Genomic DNA, 22852 nt, shown 5'->3' on the forward strand with positions numbered 1-22852 from the left:
CGGGCCCACGCCGAGGGCTGGCGGGGTCGGCAACCCATCCTAGGGAAACGGCAATTGGCGATGCCACCCCTGGATCCGTGGTTCCCCTGACGGCCGGGTGTGCAGGACAGGGTCTGGAATTTTCGTCCAGACGATGGAATCATGGTCTAATAGGGCAGGCGCACGAAGGAGGAGCCGCATGGTGGTCCAGGACACCCCGGACGAGGACCCGCGCAAGGTCGAACGGGACGCGATCCTGCGAGCCCTCGGACCCGTGGTGAACGGCATCGCGGCGACCTTCGGGCCGGTGTGCGAGGTGGTGCTGCACGACTACCGGCGCCCGGAGACCTCCGTGGTCGCCGTCGCCGGGGAGGTGACCGGGCGGACCGTCGGCGGGGCGATGAGCGAGATCGGCATGCGCGTCCTCGCCCGCGGCGACGAGGCCGACGACGAACTCAACTACGTCACCCGTACCGGCACGGGCCGGACACTCAAGTCCTCGACGATGGTGCTGCGCGACTCCGCCGGCACGGTGTTCGGCGCCCTCTGCGTCAACGTGGACGTCACGGAGGTCGGCCGCGTCCAGAGCCTCCTCGCCGCACTCGCCGGCGCCGGGGATCCGCCCGCGGACACACCCCTGACCACCTTCGGCGACGACATCGACTCCGTCGTCGACTCGCTCCTCGACACCCACCTGCCGCGCGACCGGAGCTGGGCCGGGCTGGAGCGGCCCCGGCGCCTCGCTCTCTTCCGTGCCCTCGACGAACGCGGCGTGTTCGCCGTACGCCGGGCGATCGAACAGGTCGCCGCCCGCCTCGGCATCTCCCGCGCCTCCGCCTACAGCTACCTGTCCCAGGCCCGCGCGGCCGACGCGCCCGGCCCGCACCCCACCTCCGAGGGAGCCCACCCGTGACGATCACACCCCCGCCGGTCATCACCCTGGACGACGTCCGTGACGCGGCAGCCCGACTCGAGGGCGTCGCCCACCGCACCCCCGTCCTGCGCTCCCGCACGCTCGACGCGCTCGTCGGCTCCGAGGTCCTGCTGAAGTGCGAGAACTTCCAGCGGGTCGGTGCCTTCAAGTTCCGGGGCGCCTACAACGCGGCCTCCCGGCTGACCTCCGAGCAGCTCGCCCGCGGCATCGCCACCTACTCCTCCGGCAACCACGCCCAGGCCGTCGCCCTCGCCGCCCGGGAACTCGGCACCACCGCGGTGATCGTCATGCCCGACGACGCCCCGCGCTCCAAGCGGGAGGCGACCGAGGCCTACGGCGCCGAGATCGTCACCTACGACCGCTACGGCGGCGACCGCGTCGCCATCGCCGAGGCCCTGGCCGCCGAGCGGGGTCTGGCCGTCATCCCGCCCTACGAGCACCCGCACGTCATGGCGGGACAGGGCACCGCCGCACTCGAACTCTTCGAGGAAGTAGGGGAGTTGGACGCCCTGCTGACGCCGGTCGGCGGCGGCGGACTGATCGCGGGCAGTGCCACGGTGGCCAAGAGCCTGTACGACGGCATCCGGATCGTCGGCGTGGAGCCGGAGGCCGGCGACGACACCCGGCGGTCGCTGGAGGCGGGCCGGCGCGTCGAGATCCCGGTGCCGCACACCATCGCCGACGGGCAGGCTTTGCACACGCCGGGCGAACTCACCTTCTCGGTGAACCGGCGGCTGGTGGACGCGATCGCGCTGGTCCGCGACGACGAGATCCGCGCGGCCATGCGGTTCGCCTTCGAACGCCTGAAGATCGTGATCGAGCCGAGCGGTGCCACCCCGCTGGCCGCCCTGCTCTCCGGTCGGGCGGGAACCCTGCCGCGCCGGGTCGGCGTGATCGTCTCGGGCGGCAACATCGACGCGGAACGCTTCGCGCGGCTCTGCGGCGACGGCGCCTGAGGACGCCGAACGCGCTGCCGGTACGGCGTCCGGTCCGCTGGCCTGTCCGCCGGCCGGTTCACCCGAATGGCGCAGCCCGGGTCGCGGGCGGAGGATGAACGTGTGGGGACCGGCCCCCACCGGTGACGTCCAGTGCCGCCGGGGAGACCGGCCCCGGCCGCGGTGAGGCGCGGCCGGAAGGAGGAGCGTCATGTTGGAAGTGAAGACGCTCGACAAGCCGGACGAGCGACGTGATTTTCCGCGGGGACACCTCGAAGCCGTCCACATGACGGGCCTCGACTTCGCCGTGGCGACCTTCGAGCCCGGCTGGCGCTGGTCCGAGTCGGTGGCGCCGATCGCGGGAACCGACAGCTGCATGGTCCACCACAACGGATACATCGTCCAGGGCCGGCTGCGCATCCGTATGGACGACGGAGCCGAGAGCGAGGTGGGCTCCGGTGACGTGTTCGTCTGCTCACCCGGCCACGACGCCTGGGTGGTCGGCGACGAGCAGGTCGTGGCGTACGACTTCGCCGGACAGATGGCCCAGGAGTACGCGAAGGCGGACTGAGGCCGACCGGGGCGGACCCGGACGGGAGCGGATCAGACCGGGAGGATACGACTGATCAACGCGCCGAGCTGGTGGGCATTGCGGCACTCGTGCATCGCGACCAGCTCGGCGTAGTCCGGGGCGGCCGAGTCTCCCGTACCCCACTGCGGACGCGGCTCCGGATTCAGCCAGTGCACCCGGCGCGCCCGCGCCACGATCCGCCGTACGGCGGCCAGGTTCGGGTCGCCCATGTTCGTGCGGGCGTCACCCAGCACGAAGACCGTCGTGCGGGGGCCGACCGCCGCCTCGTAGCGTTCCGCGAACTCACCCAGGGCGGTGCCGTAGTCGCTGCTGCCGTGCCAGCCCGTCAGGGTGGCCTCCGCGCGGATGCGGGCGCCGAGGCCCTCCGGGTCGGCCGCGCCGTGCCGGAGCAGGCCGGTGATCTCGTCGACGCGGTTGACGAAGGCGAACACCCGCACCTTGCTGAACTGGTCGTGCAGGGCCTGTACCAGCAGCATCGTGAAGTCGGAGAACCCCGACACCGAGCCCGACACGTCGCAGAGCAGGACCAGTTCGGGCCGAGCCGGGCGCCGGCGGCGCAGCACCGGACGCATCGGTACCCCGCCCGTCGACAGCGAGCCGCGCAGCGTGCGCCGCAGGTCGATCGCACCGCGCGAGGCCCGGCGCCGCCGCGCCGCCAGCCGGGTGGCGAGTCTGCGCGCCAACGGGTGCACGGTGCGCCGTAGTTCGGCGAGCCGGTCGCGGCCCGCGTACAGGAAGTCGACCCGGTCGGCGGTCGGGGCCACCGCCCGCCGCGCGATCTCGTCCCGGCCGCGCCGCTCGGCCACCCGCCGCCGCGCCTCCACGACCACGAGCCTCCGGAAAACCTCGATGCGCCGCCGGACCTCGTCCTCCAGCAGCCGGTCGGTGAAGCCGGCGGCCCCGCCCCGCCGCCGGACGTCGTCCCGCACCCGTGCCAACAGGGTCTGCGGACGCAGCCGTTCAAGCGTCTGGTACGCCGACCAGCCGTCCGCGCCCGGTGAACTCCCGTATCCGCCGAGGCCGTCGACGGCCTCGATCGCCAGACGTGCCGTCAGGGCCTCGTCGTTGTCGGCGAGGGCGGCGGCGAGGCGGTCACGCAGGTGGTCCCGGTCCGCCGTCGCGGGGCCGGGCGCACCGGCCTCGGGTGCGCCGACGCCGTAGGGGAAGTACAGGTCGAAGACCGTGTCGAACACCCGCCGTTGGTCCGCGGAGTGCAGCAGTGTCGCGGCGAGGCCCTCGCGCAGCAGCGCGCGGTCCGTGAAGCCCAGGGCGGCCGCCGCCTCGGCGGCGTCCACCGTCTCGCCGGTGCCGATCCGCAGGCCGTGCGCGCGCAGCGCGGCGACCAGGCCCGTCAGCCTCGCCGCCACCTCCGTCGTGCCGGTCACACGGCGTCCAGGTCGAGCTTCGCCGCGGCCTTCAGCACATCGTCCTGGTGCTTGAGGATCACGCCGAGGGTGTCGCGGACGAGGCCCTCGTCGAGGGCGTCGGCGCCCAGGGCGAGCAGGGTGCGCGCCCAGTCGATCGTCTCGGCGACGGAGGGCACCTTCCGCAGGTCCATCGCGCGCAGCGCGCCCACCACCCGGACCACCGACTCCGCCAGCGCCGCGTCGATGCCGGGCACCTTCAGCCGGACGATCCGCCGCTCCAGTTCCTCCTCGGGGAAACCGATGTGCAGGAACAGGCAGCGCCGGCGCAGCGCCTCCGACAGCTCCCGGCTCGCGTTGGAGGTGAGCACGACGAAGGGGCGGCGGGTGGCGGTGATCGTGCCCAGCTCGGGGACGGTGACCTGGAAGTCGCTGAGCACCTCCAGGAGGAGGCCCTCCACCTCGACGTCGGCCTTGTCGGTCTCGTCGATCAGCAGCACCGTCGGCTCGTCGCCGCGGATCGCGGTGAGCAGCGGGCGGGGGAGGAGGAACTCCTCGCTGAAGACGTCCGTGCGGGCCTCGTCCCACGTCTCGTCGCGGCCCGCGCTGATGCGCAGCAACTGCTTGGCGTGGTTCCACTCGTACAGCGCCCGCGACTCGTCGACGCCCTCGTAGCACTGCAACCGCACCAGCCGGGCCCCGGCCACCTCGGCGACGGCCTTGGCCAGTTCCGTCTTGCCGACACCGGCCGGCCCCTCCACGAGGAGCGGCTTGCCGAGCCGGTCGGCGAGGAAGACGGTGGTGGCGACGGAGGGGGAGGCCAGATAGCCGGTCCCGGCGAGGCGTGCGGAGACATCGTCGACGGACGTGAACATCGGGGCCTCCGGCGGTCGGGTGCGGAAAGGGCGAGGTGGGCCCGGCGCTATCTAAGCGCTTGTTCAGCACGCTTGTCACCCGGTCTGCCGAGGTGGTCTCCCGGTCCGCCGCGTCCGATCTCCTCCGACTTGGCAGGATCGTTCCAGGAATCGACGGCCGGCGGCTTGGCACCACCCTCCGGTGCCCGAGGCCCTCCGTCCTGTCCGCGCTGTCAGTGCCTCCCGGTACCTTGCGATCATGGGCGTCTACCTGGTGAGCATCGAAGCGCGGGAATGGTTCGGCGAGTCCGAGGAGGCGGGCGGGCACGGAGCCGTCGCCTCGGCGCTCGACGACGAGCTGCGGCGACGCGGACTGCCGCCGTACGAACCGGGACCCGGTAGCGGGGACGGGGGCGGCTGGTTCGAGGAGAAGGTGAGCCCGTCCATGAAGGGGTTCGACGCGTTCTGCCGGGCCCACCTGACCGGCGCCGAGCGCGAGACCCTCTACGGCTGGACCGTCCTGGTGCCGCTGTCCCTGGAGGAGCCGATCCCGCTGCCCATCGGCTCCGCCTACACGGACGAGACGCTGATCGCCGGCGCCCCGCAGGTCCTCGCCCTGGGCGAGCGGCTCGCCGCGGTCCTCGGCCTGCCCCTCGACGCGATACCGGCGACGGGCGCCAACCTCGAACTGAGCCTGTGGTTCATGGAGGACCAGGTGCGCAGGACCGCCGCCGCGAGACCGGGACCCTGGGCCGAGGACCTCGACACGGCCTTCTACGTGGCCGTGTACCTGCGCGCCGCCCAGTACGCGCTGCGCCACGGCTGCCCGATCACCTACAGCTAGGGCTACGACGGCAGGCGGTGACCCGCCGTGGACGGCCCCCGGCGTCACCCGCCCCGCCCGGTCGTGTGACCGGCCCCGTCGCGGGCACTCGGGGCTCATGGAACAGCAGGCGGACATCCACGGGTCGTACTGGCTGCACACCGCGCCGCCCGGCGATCCGGCACCCCCTCCGAAGGAGCCGCTCCACGTCGATGTCGCCGTCGTCGGCGCGGGCATCGCGGGGCTCAGCACGGCCCTGGAGCTGGCCAGGCGAGGCCGCTCGGTCGCCGTCCTGGAGGCGAACCGGATCGCGGCCGGCGTCACCGGCCACACCACGGCCAAACTGAGCGCCCAGCACACCCTGATCTACGACCACCTGCGGCGCACCCGGGGCCCCGAAGGCGCCCGGCTGTACGCCCGCTCCCAGACGGACGCGATCCGGCACGCGGCCGAGATCGCCGAGGAACTGGGCGTCGACTGCGAGTGGGAGGACACGGCCAGTTACACCTACGCGGAGGACCCCGCCCGCACGGACCTGCTGAAGGCCGAGGCGGAGGCGGCGCGCGAGGCGGGGCTGCCCGCCGAGTTCGTGACCGAGACCGGGCTGCCGTTCCCCGTCGCGGGCGCCATCCGGGTCGCCGACCAGGCGCAGTTCCACCCCCGCAAGTACCTCCTGGCCGTCGCCGACGCCATCCGGCGGCTCGGCGGCACCCTCCACGAGCACAGCCGCGTCACCGACCTCCACGAGGGCGATCCGTGCGAGCTGACCGTGGAGTCCCCGGCGTCCGTGACGAAGGTGACCGCCCACGCCGTCGTCGTCGCCACCCACTACCCCGTCTTCGACCGTGCCCTCCTCTTCACCCGGCTCTCCCCGCGCCGCGAACTCGTGCTGGCCGCGCCGATCGACGCCGGCCGGGCCCCGCTCGGCATGTACATCACCCCGGAGCGCAACACGCGCTCGGTGCGCACCGCGCCCCTGCCCGACGGCCGGCGGCTGCTCGTCGTGACCGGCGAACACTTCACCCCCGGCGCGGGCGGAGACGTCGAGGAACGGTTCGGCAAGCTCGCGGACTGGGCCACCGGGCACTTCGGCGACCTGACGTTCACCCACCGCTGGGCCACGCAGGACAACGACTCCACCGACTCCGTCCCCCTCGTCGGGCCCCTGCACCCCGGCAGCAGGAACGTGTACGTGGCCACCGGCTTCGGCGGCTGGGGCCTCAGCAACGGCATCATGGCGGGCCGGCTGCTCAGCGACCGCATCACCGGCCGCGACTGCCCCTGGAACGACCTCTACGACCCCCGCCGTATCGCCTCCGTCGTCCGCGAGGGCGCCGCCTTCCTCAAGCACCAGGCCGACGTGGCCCGGCACTTCGTGGGGGACCGGCTGCCCACGGGGACCGGTTCGGGGGTGGACGAGATCGCCCCCGGCGACGGTGCGGTCGTCCGCGTCGCCGGGGAGCGCTGCGCCGTCCACCGCGACGAGGCCGGACAGCTCCACGCCCTCTCCGCGCGCTGCACGCACATGGGCTGTCTGGTGGCGTTCAACCGCGCCGAGAAGGCCTGGGAGTGCCCGTGCCACGGCTCCCGCTTCGACGTAGACGGCAAGGTCGTGCAGGGGCCGGCGCAAAAGCCCCTGGAGCGGAAGGAGTTGTGACCTCCGCTCAGCCGACCAGGATGACCTCCAGCGTACGCGGGCCGTGTACGCCCTCCACCCGGTCGAGTTCGATGTCGCTGGTCGCGGAGGGACCGGAGATCCACGTCAACGGGCGGGCCGGGTCGAGCCGTTCCATGACCTGCGGCACGGACGAGACCACCTGGTCGGGGACGCGTACGACACAGATGTGATGGTCGGGGACGAGGGTGATGCGGCGGCGGCCCTGGTCGGGGGAGCAGTCCAGGACGATCGTGCCGGTCTCGGCCACCGCCACCGCGCACGCCGTGACGACGCTGTCGACGCGGTCGAGTTCGTACGGCGTGCTCCCGGCGGTGTCCGCGACACGCTCGGCGTCGGTGGTCGCCAGCCATCCGGGGTCCAGCCCCGGCGGTACGAGCACCGTCCTCGCGCCCCGCGCCGCCAGCATGCCGGCGAGCGTCGCCGCGAGGTCGTCCGCCGTGCAGCGGTGCACGATCGCCCGGTAGTCCGCCAGGTTCTCCGCGAGCAGATCGACCGTCTCCTCGACGCTCCGGTCTCCGTGCTCACGCAGATAGTCCCGGCCGACCGCCTCCTCGTACGACGGCTCGTCCCCCGGCACGTCGGCCAGCGCGCGCCGCACCCTGCCCAGGATCCGTTCCCTGCTGCTCACCTGGCACCGTCCTTTCCGCCGTGTGTGCGCTGCCACCAGTCGCGGAAGGGCTCCGCCGGCACGGCCGGGAGGTCGCGTGAGGCGCTCCACGCCCTGCCGGGGCCCGGCAGGGAGCGCGGATGCAGCCGGCGGGTGCGGGACGCGAGCCGCTGCCGGTGCGCAGGCGCCCGGGTGGCTGAACGCCCACCGGGCCGCCCGCATCGCGGCCCGCTCGGCGGCATGTCCCTTGGCCGGCTTCAGCACCACCTTGTTGCCCTCGCGCGTCACCGGCCCGCCCTGGACGACCCGTTCGCGCAGGTGCACCAGCACCTCCGGGATGTCGATCGCGACCGGGCACACCTCGTAGCAGGCGCCGCACAGCGAGGAGGCGTACGGCAGCGAGGCGTCGATCTCGCTCTGGGTGCCCCGGAGTTGTGGGCTGAGGATCGCGCCGATGGGCCCCGGATAGACGGAGCCGTAGGCGTGGCCGCCGGCGCGTTCGTAGACGGGGCAGACGTTGAGGCAGGCGGAGCAGCGGATGCAGCGCAGGGCCTGGCGGCCGACCTCGTCGGCGAGGGTGTCGGTGCGGCCGTTGTCGAGGAGGACCAGGTGGAAGGCCGAGGGCCCGTCGCCGTCCGTCGTACCCGTCCACGTCGAGGTGTAGGGGTTCATGCGCTCGGCGGTGGAGGAGCGGGGCAGGGTCTGGAGGAACACCTCCAGGTCGCGCCAGGTCGGCACGATCTTCTCGATGCCGACGACCGAGATCAGCGTCTCGGGGAGGGTGAGGCACATCCGCCCGTTGCCCTCGGACTCGACGACCACGAGGGTGCCGGTCTCGGCGACCATGAAGTTGGCGCCGGAGATGCCGACCTTGGCCCGCAGGAACTTCTCGCGCAGGTGCAGCCGGGCGGCGTCGGCGAGTTCGGCCGGCGTGTCCGTCAGGCCCTCGGGCGCCGGACGCCCCCACTCGCCCATCTCGCGGGCGAAGATGTCCCGGATCTCCCCGCGGTTGCGGTGGATGGCGGGGACGAGGATGTGCGAGGGCCGGTCCTTGCCCAACTGCACGATCAGCTCGGCGAGGTCCGTCTCGTAGGCGCGGATGCCCTCGGCTTCGAGTGCCTCGTTGAGCCCGATCTCCTGCGTGGCCATGGACTTGACCTTCACGACCTCCGACTCGCCGGTCTCCTTGACCAGTTCGGTGACGATCCGGTTGGCCTCGTCGCGTCGGCCGCCCAGTGGACGATGCCGCCCGCCGCCGTGACCGACTCCTCCAACTGCACCAGATAGCGGTCGAGATGGCGGAGCGTGTGGTCCTTGATCTGTTTGCCGGCCTCCCGCAGCCGGTCCCAGTCGGAGACCTCCGCGACCGCCTTCGCGCGCTTTCCGCGGATGGTGTGGGTGGCGTGCCGCAGGTTCCCGCGCAGCGTCGGGTTGCCGACCGCCTCGTGGGCGGCCTTCGGAAACGCCGGCATCCCGACGAACGTTCCGCTCATACGGCCGGTTCCTCCTCCGTGCTCGCCAGGATCTCCGCGATGTGCACCGGCCGCAGGCCCGACCGGAGCCGGGTCATGGTCCCGCCGATGTGCATCAGACACGAGTTGTCGGCCGCGCACAGGACGTCCGCGCCCGTCGACTCGGCGTTGCGCACCTTGTCCGCGCCCATCGCGGCGGAGACGTCGGCGTTCTTCACCGCGAAGGTCCCGCCGAAGCCGCAGCACTCGTCGGCGCCGGGCAGTTCGACCAGCTCCAGCCCCCGCACGGCCCGGAGCAGCCGCCGGGGCCGCTCCCCGAGGCCGAGGCCGCGCAGCCCGTGACAGGTCGGGTGGTAGGTCACCGTGCGCGGGTAGTACGCCCCGACGTCCGTCACGCCGAGCACGTCGACGAGGAACTCGGTCAGCTCGTACGTCTTCGGCACCACCGGCGCCAGGGTCGCGGCGAGGGTGTCGCCGCGCCCCTCGGCCCGCGCCCGCTCGCCCATCCGCGGATACAGCTCGCGCACCATCGCCCCGCAGGACCCCGAGGGCGTCACGATCGCCTCGTACCCCCCGAAGACGTCGGAGAAGTGGCGGGCGAGGGGTTCGGCCTCGTGGCGGTAACCGGTGTTGTAGTGGGCCTGCCCGCAGCAGGTCTGGGCCATCGGGAAGTCGACCTCGACACCCAGTCTGGTCAGGAGACTCACCACGGCGCGGCCGGTGTCCGGATACAGCGTGTCGTTGACACAGGTCAGGAACAGTGCGACACGCATCGCGGCTCCTCGGGGTTGATCATCGGATGGGTGGCAGGGTAGTCCGGCGGCCGGACCGCGGGGAGGCCCCGGCTCGCTCAGCGCGTGGCGAGCCGGGCCTGCGCGTCCCGCCAGCGCCCGGTCCCGCCCTGCGGTTCGTAGCGCGTCAGGGGCTGGGTCCTGGCGAGCAGCCCGCGCATCGCGTGCCGGTCGCCGACCAGACCGTGCGCCCCGGCCTGCACGAGGACGTTGCCCAGCGCGGCGGCCTCCGTCGGGCCGGCCACCACCGGCAGCCCGCAGGCGTCGGCGGTGAGCTGGCACAGCAGCGCGTTGCGGGTGCCGCCGCCGACGATGTGCACGACGTCGACGGGGTGACCGGCCAGCCGCTGGGCGTCCTCGACGGCCCGCCGGTGGGCGAGTGCGAGGGAGTCCAGGATGCAACGGGTCACCTCGGCGGGCGTGCCCGGAACCGGCTGCCCGGAGGCGCGGCACGCCTCGGCGATCCGCTCCGGCATCCGGCCCGGTGCCAGGAACGCGGCGTCCCCGGCGTCCACCACCGACCGCAGCGCCGGCACCGCGGCGGCGTCGCGCAGCAGCCCGCCGAGCTCCGGGTCGCCCCAGGCCCGCACGCACTCCTGGAGCAGCCACAGCCCCATGATGTTGCGGAGGTAGCGGACCGTGCCGTCCAGCCCCAGCTCGTTGGTGAAGTTGGCGGCGCGGCTGTCCTCGGTGAGGACGGGCGCGTCCAGTTCCAGGCCGGCCAGGGACCAGGTGCCGGTGCAGATGTAGGCGAAGCGCTCGCCCGTCGCCGGTACGGCGGCGACCGCGGACGCCGTGTCGTGCGACGCGACGGCCGTCACCGGCACGGGCCCGGTCAGCCCGGTCTCCTCCAGCACCGCCGCCCGCAGCATCCCGGCGGCGTCCCCGGGCCGCCGCAGCGGCGGGAACAGGCCGAGGTCGATGTCCAGCCGCGCGGCGAGGTCGTACGCCCAGTCGCGGGTCCGGGGATCGATCAGCTGGGTGGTGGAGGCGTTGGTCAGCTCGGTGCCCTGCTCGCCGGTCAGCCAGTACGACAGCAGATCGGGAACGAGCAACAGACGCCGGGCGAAAGCCAGTTGACGGCTCTCGCGGGCCGCCGTGAGCTGGTACAGCGTGTTGAACGGCGCGTACTGCAGACCCGTCGCCGCGTACAGCTCGGCGGCCGGGACGCGTCCCCACACCTTCTCCGCGACGCCCTCCGTGCGGGCGTCGCGGTAGTGCACCGGGTTGCCCAGCAGGGCCCCGTCGGCGTCGAGCAGGCCGTAGTCCACGGCCCAGCTGTCGATGCGACGGAGTCGACCTGGCCGGCCGCCCGCAGCCCCTCCAGCACCCCGGCGTACAGGCCGAGCACGTCCCAGCGCAGCCCCTCCGGCACGCGCACGGGCCGGTTGGGGAAACGGTGCGCCTCGGCCAGCTCCAGCGAGTCCGGGGTGACGCGGCCGACCATCACGCGCCCGCTGGAGGCGCCGAGGTCGACCGCGGCGTACGACTTCACGGCCGTCACCGGAGGAACGCGGCCGCCACACCCGCGTCGACGGGGATGTGCAGTCCGGTGGTGTGGGTGAGTTCGCCGCCGGTGAGCGCGAAGACGGCGTTCGCGACGTGCTCGGGCAGTACCTCCCGCTTGAGGATGGTCCGCTGCGCGTAGAACTCGCCCAGCTTCTCCTCGTCCACCCCGTACACGGCCGCGCGCTTGGCGCCCCAGCCGCCCGCGAAGATGCCCGAGCCGCGCACCACGCCGTCGGGGTTGATCCCGTTGACCCGGATCCCGTGCTCGCCCAGCTCGGCGGCCAGCAGCCGCACCTGGTGGGCCTGGTCCGCCTTGGTCGCGGAGTAGGCGATGTTGTTGGGACCGGCGAAGACGGCGTTCTTCGACGCGATGTAGACGATGTCGCCGCCCATCTCCTGCGCGATCATCACGCGGGCCGCCTCACGCGAGACGAGGAAGGAACCGCGGGCCATGATGTCGTGCTGGAGGTCCCAGTCCTTCGCGGAGGTCTCCAACAGCGGCTTGGAGATGGAGATACCGGCGTTGTTGACCACCAGGTCGACCCCGCCGAAGGCGAGCGCCGCGGCCCGGAAGGCCTCGGCGATCTGCTCCTCGGAGGTGACGTCGACGGTCACCGCGACGGCCTTGTCCGGTCCGCCCAGTTCCTCGGCGACCGCCGCCGCGTTGTCCGCGTTCAGATCGGCGACGACGACGCACGCGCCCTCGGCGACCAGCCGGTGCGCGATCGCCCTGCCGATCCCGCTGCCCGCGCCCGTCACCAGCGCCACCCTGGTGGCCAGCGCCTTCGGCTTCGGCATCCGCCGGAGCTTGGCCTCCTCCAGCGCCCAGTACTCGATGCGGAACTTCTCCGACTCCTCGATCGGCGCGTACGTCGACACCGACTCGGCGCCGCGCATCACGTTGATCGCGTTGACGTAGAACTCGCCGGCCACCCGGGCGGTCTGCTTGTCCTTGCCGAAGGAGAACATGCCCACGCCCGGCACCAGCACGATCGCCGGGTCGGCGCCGCGCATCGCGGGGGAGCCGGGCTCGGCGTGGCGCCGGTAGTAGGCGGCGTACTCCTCACGGTAGGCGGTGTGCAGCTCCTTGAGCCGCGCGACCGCCTCCTCCACCGTGGCGGTGGGCGGCAGATCCAGGACGAGGGGCCGCACCTTGGTCCGCAGGAAGTGGTCCGGGCAGGAGGTGCCGAGCGCGGCCAGCCGCGGGTGCTCGGCGGCGGCCAGGAAGTCCAGGACGACGCCGGAGTCGTCGAAGTGCCCGACCTGCGGCCGGTCCTGCGAGGCGATCGCCCGCACGTACGGCGCGAGGGCGGCGGCCCGCTCCCGGCGCTCACCCTCGGGCAGCGCCCCGTAGCCCTCGACGACGGGCCCGAACGGGTCGGCCTTGCCCCGTTCCGCCAGGAACGCCTCCGCGGTGCGGATGATGTGCAGCGAGTTGCGCTCGCACTCCTCGGCGGTGTCTCCCCAGGCGGTGATCCCGTGCCCGCCGAGGACGCAGCCGACGGCCTGTGGGTTGGCCGCCTTCACGGCGGCGATGTCCAGCCCCAGCTGGAAACCGGGCCGTCGCCACGGCACCCACACCACGCCGTCCCCGAAACACTCGGCGGTCAGCTTCTCCCCGTCGGCGGCGCAGGCGAGCGCGATCCCGGAGTCCGGGTGCAGATGATCGACGTGGGCGGCGTCCACGAGGCCGTGCATGGCGGTGTCGATGGACGGCGCGGCGCCGCCCTTGCCGTGCAGACAGTAGTCGAACGCGGCGACCATCTCGTCCTCGCGCTCGACGCCCGGATAGACGTCGACGAGCGCCCGCAGCCGGTCCAGCCGCAGCACGGCCAGCCCCGCCTCGGTGAGGGTCCCGAGGTCGCCACCGGACCCCTTCACCCACATCAGCTCGACATCCCCACCGGTGACGGGATCGGTGTCGGTGCCCTTGGCGGACGTGTTGCCGCCGGCGTAGTTGGTGTTCCGGGGATCAGCGCCGAGCCGGTGCGACCGGGCGACGAGAGCGGCGGCTTCGGGATGGGTGGTCATGAACCTTCAGTCCTTACTTGACGGAGGGCGAGTGCACTTACTTCAGGGGCGCGGGGACCTGCGCGACCAGCCACAACGGACCCGCAGTCCGAGACGGACAGGCGAAGGCAGACGCTCACGCGCCCCAACCGGCCTGTTCCCCTCCCACCCGCTCAGCGGTGATCTTCTCGGCCCACCCGGACGCCTTGTACGCCTTGAGGGGCTCGGGGTCCAGCCCCATCTCGCCCCGCACCTCACGCAGCAGCGGCCGTACATCGGTGTTGTACGCGTCCATCAGCACCGCGTTCGCCTCCAGCACGTCGCCGGACGCCTGCGCCGCGGCCAACGCCGACCGGTCGACCAGCAGAGCCTTCGCCGTGGCCTCCTGCACGTTCATCACGGACCGGATGATCGCCGGGATCTTCGCCTCGATGTTGTGGCACTGGTCGAGCATGAACGCCACGTCGGAGTCGAACCCGCCGCCCCGGACGACCTCGTACATGATCCGGAACAGCTGGAACGGGTCGGCCGATCCCACCATCAGGTCGTCGTCGGCGTAGAAGCGCGAGTTGAAGTCGAACCCGCCGAGCTTGCCCTCGCGCAGCAGCGTGGCCACGATGAACTCGATGTTGGTGCCGGGCGCGTGGTGTCCGGTGTCGACGACGACCTGCGCCCTGGGCCCGAGCTTGAGGCAGTGGGCGTAGGCGGTGCCCCAGTCCGGCACGTCGGTCGTGTAGAACGCCGGCTCGAAGAGCTTGTACTCCAGCAGCATCCGCTGCCCGTCCCCGAGCCGCTCGTACACCTCGGCCAGGCCCTCGGACAGCCGGTCCTGCCGGGCCCTGATGTCGTCCTGGCCGGGATAGTTCGTGCCGTCGGCGAACCACAGCTTGAGATCGGCGGAGCCGGTCGCGTCCATGATGTCGACGCACTCGAGGAGGTGGTCGACGGCCTTGCGGCGGACGGCGGCCTCGGGGTGGCAGATGCTGCCCAGCCGGTAGGCGTCGTCCTGGAAGGTGTTGGAGTTGATGGTTCCCAGCTTCACCCCCCGGTCCTCGGCATGTTTCGCAAGTGCGGAGTAGTCCTCCACCTTGTCCCAGGGGATGTGCAGGGCCACGGTCGGGGCGACGCCGGTGAACTCGTGCACCTTCGCGGCGTCGTCGAGCTTCTCCTGCGGGGTGCGCGGCACGCCCTCCTGGGCGAACACCTTGAAGCGGGTGCCCGAGTTCCCGTACGCCCACGACGGCGTCTCTACGGCCTGGGTCTTCAGCGCGGCCTTCACCGCGGCGAGGTCGGTCACTTGGGGCTCCTGTGACATCGGTCCGGAAGGACAACCTGAACGGCTTCCGGAAAGGCTTCCGGGTGAAACGATTCAGAACGGGAAGCTATGAGCCTGCCGGGGGTGTGTCAACCCCTCTGTCCAGGCCCACCGTCCGTGACCGACGCGTGACCTTCGACTATCGAAAACTTTTCGAGACGGACCCATTGACGCGACATGGGCGTCGTGCCTAACGTCCCGGCAATCCAGTTGAAACCTTTCACGACGCCGTGGCGGCCCTCAGGGGACTGTTCGGCGGACGTCGTCGAGGAGCCATCCATGACCCACCCGTCCGACACGGGACGAGCCCCGGTGCTGGCACTCAGGGACGTTTCCAAGTCCTTCGGCGCCGTACGCGCTCTGCGGGGCGTCTCCCTGGAGCTGTTCGCCGGCGAGGTGCACGCACTCGCCGGCGAGAACGGCGCGGGCAAGTCGACCCTCATCAAGACGCTCGCCGGAGTGCACCGACCGGACGCCGGTCAGGTGCTGCTCGACGGCGAGTCCGTCGTCTTCCACGGCCCCGGCGACGCCCGCGACGCCGGTATCGCCGTCATCTACCAGGAGCCCACGCTCTTCCCCGACCTTTCGATCGCCGAGAACATCTTCATGGGCCGCCAGCCACGGCGGGCCTTCGGCCGCATCGACCACAGGGCCACCCACGAGGCGACCACCGCCCTGATGCGGCGCCTGGGCGTCGACCTCGACCCCGACCGCCCGGCACGCGGGCTGTCCATCGCCGACCAGCAGATCGTCGAGATCGCCAAGGCGCTCTCCTTCGACGCCCGTGTCCTGATCATGGACGAGCCGACCGCAGCCCTCACCGGCAGCGAGGTCGCCCGCCTCTTCAAGGTGGTGCGCACCCTGCGCGACCAGGGCGCGGCCGTGCTGTTCATCTCGCACCGGCTGGAGGAGATCTTCGAGATCTGCCGACGGGTCACCACCCTGCGCGACGGCGCCCGGATCGCCAGCGAACCCCTCGACGGCATGACCGAGGACGACCTGGTCCGCCGGATGGTCGGCCGCGACCTCGCCGAGCTGTACCCGAAGCAGCACGTCGAGCCGGGCGAGGTCGCCCTCAGCGTCCGCCGGCTGACCCGCGAGGGCGTCTTCACCGACGTCTCCTTCGAGGTCCGGCGCGGCGAGATCGTCGGCCTCGCCGGCCTGGTCGGCGCCGGGCGCACCGAGGTCGCCCGCGCCGTGTTCGGCATCGACCGCTGGGACGCCGGCGAGGTGGAGGTCGGCGGCCGCGGGCTCACCAACGGCGCCCCCTCCACCGCCATGGCCGCGGGCCTCGCCCTGGTCCCCGAGGACCGGCGTGCCCAGGGCCTGGTGATGGACATGTCCATCGAGCGCAACATTGGCCTGACCGGACTCCGTACGACCGTGCGGGCCGGCCTGATGGACCGCGGCGCCGAGCGCAGCCGCTCCCTCGACTGGGCGGTCCGGCTCCAGGTGAAGTACGCCCGGATCGCCGACACCGTCAACACGCTCTCCGGCGGCAACCAGCAGAAGGTCGTCCTCGCCAAGTGGCTGGCCACCGGGCCCAAGGTGCTCATCGTCGACGAGCCCACCCGCGGCATCGACGTCGGCACCAAGGCCGAGGTGCACCGGCTGCTGTCCGAGCTGGCCGCCGACGGGGTCGCCGTCCTGATGATCTCCTCCGACCTGCCCGAGATCCTCGGCATGGCCGACCGCGTGCTGGTGATGCACGAGGGCCGGCTCACCGCCGAGATCCCCCGCTCCGACGCCACCGAGGAAACCGTGATGGCCGCAGCCACGGGGAGGGCCGCCGCATGACGGTGACCGCTCCCGAAGCCCCCGCCGCCGAGGTGTCCAAGGACGGCGGCACCCGCCTGGTGGACCGCGTCCTCAAGATGCGTGAACTGGCCATCCTGCTCGTCTTCCTGGTGATGATCGGCATCACCCAGGCCGGGAACAGCGAGTTCCTGTCCGAGCAGGGCATCAAGGACCTGCTGCTCAACGCGACGATCCTGGTCCTGGTCGCCACCGGCCAGTCCCTGGTCGTCATCACCCGCAACGTCGACCTGTCCGTGGGCTCCACGCTCGGCATCAGCGCCTTCGCCGCCGGCGTCTACCTCCAGGACGGCGGCAACCCCGTCGTCGCGGTCGTCCTCGCGGTCCTGCTCGGCATCGGCTTCGGCCTGCTCAACGGCCTCCTGGTCAGCCTCGGCCAGGTACCGGCCCTGGTCGTCACCCTCGGCACGCTGTACATCATCCGCGGCATCGACTCCATCTGGGTCGGCTCCCGGCAGATCACCGCGGCCGACCTCCCCGAGGGATTCGTCGACTTCGGCTCCGGCGGACTCTCCGCGGTGCCCTGGCTGGCGATGATCGCGCTCGTCGTCCTGATCGCCACCGCCTACTACCTCAAGCATTTCGGCAGCGGCCGCGAGCTGTACGCCCTCGGCTCCAACCCGGAGGCCGCCCGCCTCGCCGGCATCCCCGTCCGCAAGCGGATCCTCCTCGCCTACACCTTCTGCGGCGCCCTCGCCGGCCTCGCCGGAGCCCTGTACCTGGCCCGGTTCGGCAACGTCGACTCCGGCACCGGCAACGGCTACGAACTCACCGTCGTCAGCGCCGTCGTCGTCGGCGGAGTGGTCTTCACCGGCGGCTCCGGCAGCGTCTACGGCGCCGCCCTCGGCGCCCTGCTGCTGACCTCCATCAACAGCGTGCTGCCCGCCCTCGGCGTCAGCTCCGTCTGGGTGCTCGCCATCAACGGCATCCTGCTCCTCCTCGCCATCGCCGTCGACCGCGTGGTCGCGCTGCGGGTGGCGTCGGCACTGAAGAAGAGGAACGCCCGCCATGCCTGAGTCCGGGTCCCTGGTGAATCGCGCCATCCGGTGGGACACCGTCGTGGGCGCCCTCCTGATCGTCCTGCTCCTGCTGTCGTTCTCCCTCGTGGACGGCTTCGGCAACGCCCTCAACCTGTCCTTCCTGATCGGCAACACGCTCCCCATCGCGCTGATCGCCCTGCCGATGACCCTGCTGGTCGTCTCCGGCGAGATCGACCTGTCCGTCGCCTCCACGGCCGGCCTGTCCGGCGCGGTGATGGGCGCCCTGTGGAACCAGGGCATGACCATCGAGGCGATCATCCCGGTCTGCCTGCTGCTCGGCGTGGTCTGCGGCCTGGTCAACGGCCTGCTGGTGACCCGTCTCGGGCTGCCGTCGCTCGCCGTCACCATCGGCACCATGGCCGCCTACCGGGGCATCGCGCAGATCGTGCTCGGCTCCGACGCGGTCACCGACTTCCCCACCCAGTACCTGGACTTCGCGGCCGGACGCATCGGGGACACCTTCGTCCCGCAGGCCCTCCTGCCCTTCGTCGTGCTCCTCGCGATCGCCGTGGTCGCCCTGCACGCCACCCCGTTCGGCCGGTCGCTCTTCGCGATCGGCGCCAGCGAGGAGGCCGCCCGGTTCGCCGGCATCCGCGTCAGGCGCCAGAAGCTGATCCTGTTCACGCTGACCGGCCTGATGGCCTCCCTCACCGGCGTCTTCTGGGCCCTGCACTACGCCAGCGCCCGCTACGACAACGCCACCGGCCTCGAACTCTCGGTCGTCGCCGCGGTGCTGCTCGGCGGCATCGACTTCGACGGCGGCAAGGGCACCCTCGGCGGGGCCATCGCCGGTGTCTTCCTCCTCGGCGCGCTCCAGAACGTGATGAGCCTCCAGGACGTCTCCGCCCAGTCGCAGATCGTCGTCACCGGCGTCCTGCTCGTCCTCTCCGTGCTCGGCCCCCGGGTCGCCCGCCAGATCGCGGTCGCACGGGCCGGCCGGCGAGCCGCGTCGGCACCACCACCGGCCGGGACACCCGCCCCGACCTCATGACCCCGCAGCCGCTCCCCGCTCCTCCTCATCCGCTCCCCGCCTCCCCTCGTACTCGCAAAGGACCCTTCGCCATGCGTAAGTCATCCCTCAGCCGCACCTGTGCGGCCCTCGCCGCCGTCACCTCCCTCGCGCTCGCCGCCACCGCGTGCGGCGGCACCACCAAGGAGGACGTGAAGAGCGAGAGCACCGGCGCCGCCGCCTCCGGCGGCAAGGCCGACCCGAACGCGGCCACCAAGAAGGGCCTGACCGTCGGCTTCCTGCCCAAGCAGGTCAACAACCCCTACTTCACCAGCGCCGACAAGGGCGGCGAGGCGGCCCTCAAGGAGCTGGGATCCAGCTACAAGGAGGTCGGGCCGTCCAGCGCCACCGACACCTCGGGGCAGGTGAGCTATGTCAACACCCTGACCCAGCAGCAGGTCGACGCGATGGCCGTGTCCGCGCAGGACCCGGGCGCCCTGTGCACCGCCCTCAAGCAGGCCATGAGCAACAAGATCAAGGTCGTCACCTACGACTCGGACACCAACCCCGAGTGCCGCAACGCCTTCGTCTCGCAGGCGTCCGCCGAGGACCTCGGCCGCACCGAGGTGCAGCTGCTCGCCGAACAGATCGGCTACAAGGGCGAGATCGCGATCCTGTCCGCCGCGCAGACCGCGACGAACCAGAACATCTGGATCGACTTCATGAAGGACGAGCTGAAGGACCCGAAGTACAAGGACATCAAGCTCGTCAAGGTCGCCTACGGCAACGACGACGCCCAGCAGTCCTTCCAGCAGACCCAGGGCCTGCTCCAGGAGTACCCGAACCTGAAGGGGATCATCTCCCCGACCACGGTCGGCATCAAGGCCGCCGCCCAGTACCTGTCGGGCTCCAAGTACAAGGGCAAGGTCAAGCTGACCGGCCTCGGTACCCCCAACGACATGCGCAAGTACGTCAAGAACGGCACCGTCGACGCCTTCGAGCTGTGGGACCCGTCCAAGCTCGGCGCGCTCGCCGCGCAGACGGCCGTGGCCCTGGTCTCCGGCCAGATCACCGGCGCGGAGGGCGAGACCTTCACCGCCGGCGGCACCAGCCACACCATCGGCAAGGACGGCGTGATCAGCCTCGGCAAGCCGACCGTCTTCGACGCCAAGAACATCGACCAGTTCAACTTCTGAGCAGCCAAGGGGTGTTGATGCAACGCGTGTGCTTCCTGCTGAAGGTCCGGGCGGACCGCCTCGACGAGTACCGCGAGCGGCACGCCGCCGTCTGGCCGGAGATGCTCGAGGCGCTCTCCGCCACCGGCTGGCACAACTACTCGCTGTTCCTGCGCGAGGACGGACTGCTCGTCGGCTACCTGGAGACCGAGGACTTCGCCGCGGCCCAGGCCGGCATGGAGGCCACCGAGGTCAACGCCCGCTGGCAGGCGGAGATGGCGCCGTTCTTCGAATCGCTGGACGGCGCCCGGCCCGACGAGGCCATGAAACCGCTCACCGAGGTCTTCCACCTCGCCTGATCCACCGCTTACCCCCGTTCACCTCGTACGACGATGGAGTCCCCGAGATGAGAAGACGCACGCTGCTCGGCGCGGCCCTGGCCGGTGCCGTGGCGACCCCCGCCCTCGCCGCCGGTACGGCACGGGCCGCCGACCCCGGCCCCTCGGTGACGAGGACCGGCACCACCACGCCCGACAGCCAGGCGATCTTCTTCGTCTCCTACGACGGCCTGGTCAACAACAACTCGTTCCAGAAGAACGCCCTGTTGACCTACAAGGGCTACCAGTACGCCGTCTGGTACACCGCCGACCGCAACGCCGTCGTCGGCCGCCGCGTCCTCGGCGGCGGCACCTGGTCCACCGTGAAGGTCGGCCACACGCTGCGCTACAACGACTCCCACAACGTCATCTCCATGGGCGTCTCCAAGGTCGACGGCCGCCTCCACCTCAACATGGACTCGCACAGCGACGGCTTCACCTACGTCAAGTCGGTGGCCGGCCTCCTCGACAACCCGGCCGGCCTGAGCTGGACCGCGAGCCGCTTCGGCGCACCCCGGTCCACGCTCGACGGACTCGCGCTCACCTCGCAGTTCACCTACCCGCAGTTCGTCTCCACCCCCGACGGCAGACTCCAGCTCAGCTACCGGGTCGCCGTCTCCGGAAACGGCCGCAACGCCCTCGCCGAGTACGACGGCACCAGGTGGACCGACCTCGGCGAGTGGTCGGCCTCCACCGGCACCTACACCAGCGAGCACGGCTCCAGCACGGCCCGCAACATGTACCTGCACGGCATCGACTACGACAAGAACGGCCGACTGCACGCCTTCTTCACCTGGCGCGAGCAGAACGGCGCCGTGATGTGCAACGGCGGCGGCATCACCAACCACGACACCGGCTACGTCCACTCCGACGACCGCGGCCGCACCTGGCGCAACGACGCCGGCACGGTCGTCGGCACCACCGGCGGCTCCGACAGGGTCTCCGTCACCGACGCCGGACTGGTCGTCGACCCGCTCGACCCGGACCACTCCCTGATGAACCAGGAGAGCCAGACCACCGACTCGGCCGGCCGCCCGCACGCGATCATCAGCTACGTCCCCGGCCGCTTCGGCCAGTGCACCACCGACTACGTCGCCGACCGCACCGCGAACGGACGCGCCTTCCACGTGCGCAAGAACGCCTCCGGCACCTGGCAGAAGACCGAGATCCCGGTCCCGCTCAACTCCAGCCAGCGCACCAGGCTCGTCGTCGACAAGTACGACAACGCGTACGCGATCCTTCCGTTCGGCCGGATCGCCGGCGCCTCGAAGGCCTCCGGGCACACGGACTGGAGGCTGCTCTTCGACGGCGCCGGACTCAACGCCTTCGGCGAGGTCGTCATCGACGAGACCCGGATCGCGCAGGACGGCGTCCTGTCCGTCATGTACCAGGTCAAGTCGAGCGGAACGACCCCCTCGGCGCTCCACGTGGCCGATTTCCGGCTGCCCGCCTGACCCGTCCGGTGCGCGGCGGGATGGCGATAGTGTGAAAGCCCCCCGCCGCCCCTCGTCCCTGTTTCTCTGGAGGTCTCTGCCCGATGGCCCAGTCGGTGGGAATCAAGGACGTCGCCCGCGTCGCCGGAGTCTCCGTCGGCACGGTGTCCAACGTCATCAACCGCCCGGACACCGTGGCCACGGAGACCCGCGCACGCGTGCTGTCCGCGATCGACCGGCTCGGCTATGTCCGCAGCGAGTCCGCCCGGCAACTGCGCGCCGGACGCAGCCGGATCATGGGGCTGCTCGTCCTCGACATGGGCAACCCCTTCTTCGTGGACGTGGCCCGTGGCGCCGAGCGGGCCGCCCGGCAGGCCGGGCTCGGCGTCATGGTCTGCAACAGCGCCGAGAGCGCCGGCGAGGAGGCCGAGTACCTGTCCCTCTTCGCCGAGCAGCGGGTGCGGGGCGTGCTGCTCACCCCGGCCGACGCCACCGGCCGCAACATCGCCGCGTTCCGCCGGCACGGCATCCCGTTCGTGCTGGTCGACCGGGTCTCCGAGGGCACCACCGAGTGCTCGGTCTCCGTCGACGACGTGGCCGGCGGCGCGCTCGCCGTACGCCATCTCCTCGACGCCGGACACCGCTGCGTCGCGTACGTCAGCGGCCCGCCCGGCCTCACCCAGATCCGCGACCGCCGCACCGGCGCCCTGAGCGCCCTCGCCGAGGCGGCCTGGCCCCGACTGCCTGCGTGAACTGCCCACCGAGCGGCTCGACGTGGCCGCGGGCCGGGACGCGGGCGCCCGTCTCCTCGGCCTGGCCGACCGCCCGACGGCCGTGTTCTGCGCCAACGACCTGCTCGCGCTCGGCGTCCTCCAGGCCATGTACGCGGCCGGTGTCAACGTCCCCGACGACCTCGCCATCGTCGGCTACGACGACATCGAGTTCGCCGCCGCCGCGGCCGTACCCCTGACGTCGGTACGCCAGCCGGCCGTCACCATGGGCGCCCTGGCCGCCGACATGCTCCTGGAGGAGACCGAGGAGGGGCCCGGCGGCGGGGCGCGTGCGCACGAACACCGGCGGGTCGTGCTCCAGCCGGAGCTGGTGGTGCGCAGGTCCAGCCTGTCCTCGCGCTGACCGGCCGTTCGGCCCCGGTGATCGGCGGGACGGCAGCGCCTTGACCCGCCGTTCAGTAACCCTTCA

17 protein-coding genes and 3 pseudogenes are annotated in these 22852 nt (G+C 71.8%); 12 read left to right on the forward strand and 8 right to left on the reverse strand.

The window, feature by feature from the left end:
* The first annotated feature begins 178 nt into the window (after positions 1-178).
* From BM536_RS29270 to BM536_RS29280, 3 genes are all read left to right on the forward strand, one after another.
* Positions 179-892 carry a helix-turn-helix transcriptional regulator gene (locus BM536_RS29270; RefSeq protein ID WP_094103707.1) on the forward strand — a complete coding sequence of 238 codons (714 nt, stop codon included), beginning with the start codon at positions 179-181 and terminating at the stop codon, positions 890-892.
* Entirely contained in the window at positions 889-1869 is a 981-nt protein-coding gene (locus tag BM536_RS29275) for a pyridoxal-phosphate dependent enzyme (RefSeq protein WP_073491401.1), read from the forward strand. Before BM536_RS29270 ends, BM536_RS29275 begins: the two co-directional genes overlap by 4 nt.
* Before the next feature lie 190 nt (positions 1870-2059).
* Positions 2060-2419: a cupin domain-containing protein gene (locus BM536_RS29280; RefSeq protein ID WP_073491402.1), complete on the forward strand. Its 360-nt coding sequence runs from the start codon at positions 2060-2062 to the stop codon at positions 2417-2419.
* A 32-nt stretch (positions 2420-2451) separates the two neighbouring features.
* Here BM536_RS29280 and BM536_RS29285 read toward each other — a convergent pair whose 3' ends face one another.
* Both BM536_RS29285 and BM536_RS29290 read right to left on the reverse strand, forming a co-directional pair.
* Positions 2452-3825 (reverse strand): VWA domain-containing protein, encoded by a 1374-nt coding sequence (locus tag BM536_RS29285; protein WP_094103708.1) that lies wholly within the window; start codon positions 3823-3825, stop codon positions 2452-2454.
* Positions 3822-4679 carry an AAA family ATPase gene (locus BM536_RS29290; RefSeq protein ID WP_094103709.1) on the reverse strand — a complete coding sequence of 286 codons (858 nt, stop codon included), beginning with the start codon at positions 4677-4679 and terminating at the stop codon, positions 3822-3824. Before BM536_RS29290 ends, BM536_RS29285 begins: the two co-directional genes overlap by 4 nt.
* Before the next feature lie 238 nt (positions 4680-4917).
* Between BM536_RS29290 and BM536_RS29295 the strand changes: the two genes are divergently transcribed.
* Together BM536_RS29295 and BM536_RS29300 are read left to right on the forward strand one after the other, a co-directional pair.
* A complete protein-coding gene (locus BM536_RS29295; protein WP_073491404.1) occupies positions 4918-5502 on the forward strand; it encodes a hypothetical protein in 585 nt (194 codons plus the stop codon).
* A gap of 97 nt (positions 5503-5599) precedes the next feature.
* Positions 5600-7138: an FAD-dependent oxidoreductase gene (locus BM536_RS29300; RefSeq protein ID WP_073491405.1), complete on the forward strand. Its 1539-nt coding sequence runs from the start codon at positions 5600-5602 to the stop codon at positions 7136-7138.
* Between the two features lie 7 nt (positions 7139-7145).
* Here the strand turns inward: BM536_RS29300 and BM536_RS45005 are convergent, their stop codons facing one another.
* The 6 genes and pseudogenes from BM536_RS45005 to rhaI form a co-directional block, all read right to left on the reverse strand.
* The gene (locus BM536_RS45005) at positions 7146-7565 is read right to left on the reverse strand and encodes a LutC/YkgG family protein (protein WP_245873867.1); all 420 of its coding nucleotides are present in this window, start codon (positions 7563-7565) and stop codon (positions 7146-7148) included.
* 218 nt (positions 7566-7783) lie between these two features.
* Positions 7784-9259: pseudogene (locus BM536_RS29310) on the reverse strand (LutB/LldF family L-lactate oxidation iron-sulfur protein).
* Positions 9256-10011, reverse strand: coding sequence for a (Fe-S)-binding protein (locus tag BM536_RS29315; protein WP_094103710.1), 756 nt, complete (start codon positions 10009-10011; stop codon positions 9256-9258). The pseudogene BM536_RS29310 and the gene BM536_RS29315 overlap by 4 nt, the downstream one beginning before the upstream one ends.
* Positions 10012-10088: 77 nt before the next feature.
* Positions 10089-11476 (reverse strand): annotated as a pseudogene (locus BM536_RS29320) (rhamnulokinase).
* A gap of 53 nt (positions 11477-11529) precedes the next feature.
* Entirely contained in the window at positions 11530-13569 is a 2040-nt protein-coding gene (locus tag BM536_RS29325) for a bifunctional rhamnulose-1-phosphate aldolase/short-chain dehydrogenase (RefSeq protein ID WP_073491409.1), read from the reverse strand.
* Between the two features lie 115 nt (positions 13570-13684).
* Positions 13685-14845, reverse strand: a complete 1161-nt coding sequence (gene rhaI, locus BM536_RS29330; protein ID WP_073491410.1) for an L-rhamnose isomerase — start codon at positions 14843-14845, stop codon at positions 13685-13687.
* A 297-nt stretch (positions 14846-15142) separates the two neighbouring features.
* Here rhaI and BM536_RS29335 point away from each other — a divergent pair, with 297 nt between their 5' ends.
* From BM536_RS29335 to BM536_RS29365, 7 genes and pseudogenes are all read left to right on the forward strand, one after another.
* Positions 15143-16660 carry a sugar ABC transporter ATP-binding protein gene (locus tag BM536_RS29335; RefSeq protein ID WP_073491411.1) on the forward strand — a complete coding sequence of 506 codons (1518 nt, stop codon included), beginning with the start codon at positions 15143-15145 and terminating at the stop codon, positions 16658-16660.
* Positions 16657-17694, forward strand: coding sequence for an ABC transporter permease (locus BM536_RS29340; protein WP_073491412.1), 1038 nt, complete (start codon positions 16657-16659; stop codon positions 17692-17694). Before BM536_RS29335 ends, BM536_RS29340 begins: the two co-directional genes overlap by 4 nt.
* Positions 17687-18709 (forward strand): ABC transporter permease, encoded by a 1023-nt coding sequence (locus tag BM536_RS29345; protein ID WP_073491413.1) that lies wholly within the window; start codon positions 17687-17689, stop codon positions 18707-18709. Before BM536_RS29340 ends, BM536_RS29345 begins: the two co-directional genes overlap by 8 nt.
* 71 nt (positions 18710-18780) lie before the next feature.
* Complete coding sequence (gene rhaS, locus BM536_RS29350) at positions 18781-19863, forward strand: rhamnose ABC transporter substrate-binding protein (protein WP_073491414.1); 1083 nt, start codon at positions 18781-18783, stop codon at positions 19861-19863.
* Positions 19864-19880: 17 nt separating this feature from the next.
* A complete protein-coding gene (locus tag BM536_RS29355) occupies positions 19881-20201 on the forward strand; it encodes an L-rhamnose mutarotase (RefSeq protein WP_073491415.1) in 321 nt (106 codons plus the stop codon).
* A gap of 47 nt (positions 20202-20248) precedes the next feature.
* Positions 20249-21673: a BNR repeat-containing protein gene (locus BM536_RS29360; protein WP_073491416.1), complete on the forward strand. Its 1425-nt coding sequence runs from the start codon at positions 20249-20251 to the stop codon at positions 21671-21673.
* Positions 21674-21756: 83 nt separating this feature from the next.
* Positions 21757-22786, forward strand: a pseudogene (locus tag BM536_RS29365) (LacI family DNA-binding transcriptional regulator).
* Positions 22787-22852: the final 66 nt, after the last annotated feature.

This window comes from Streptomyces phaeoluteigriseus (genome assembly GCF_001896135.2).
GTDB lineage: Bacteria > Actinomycetota > Actinomycetes > Streptomycetales > Streptomycetaceae > Streptomyces > Streptomyces phaeoluteigriseus.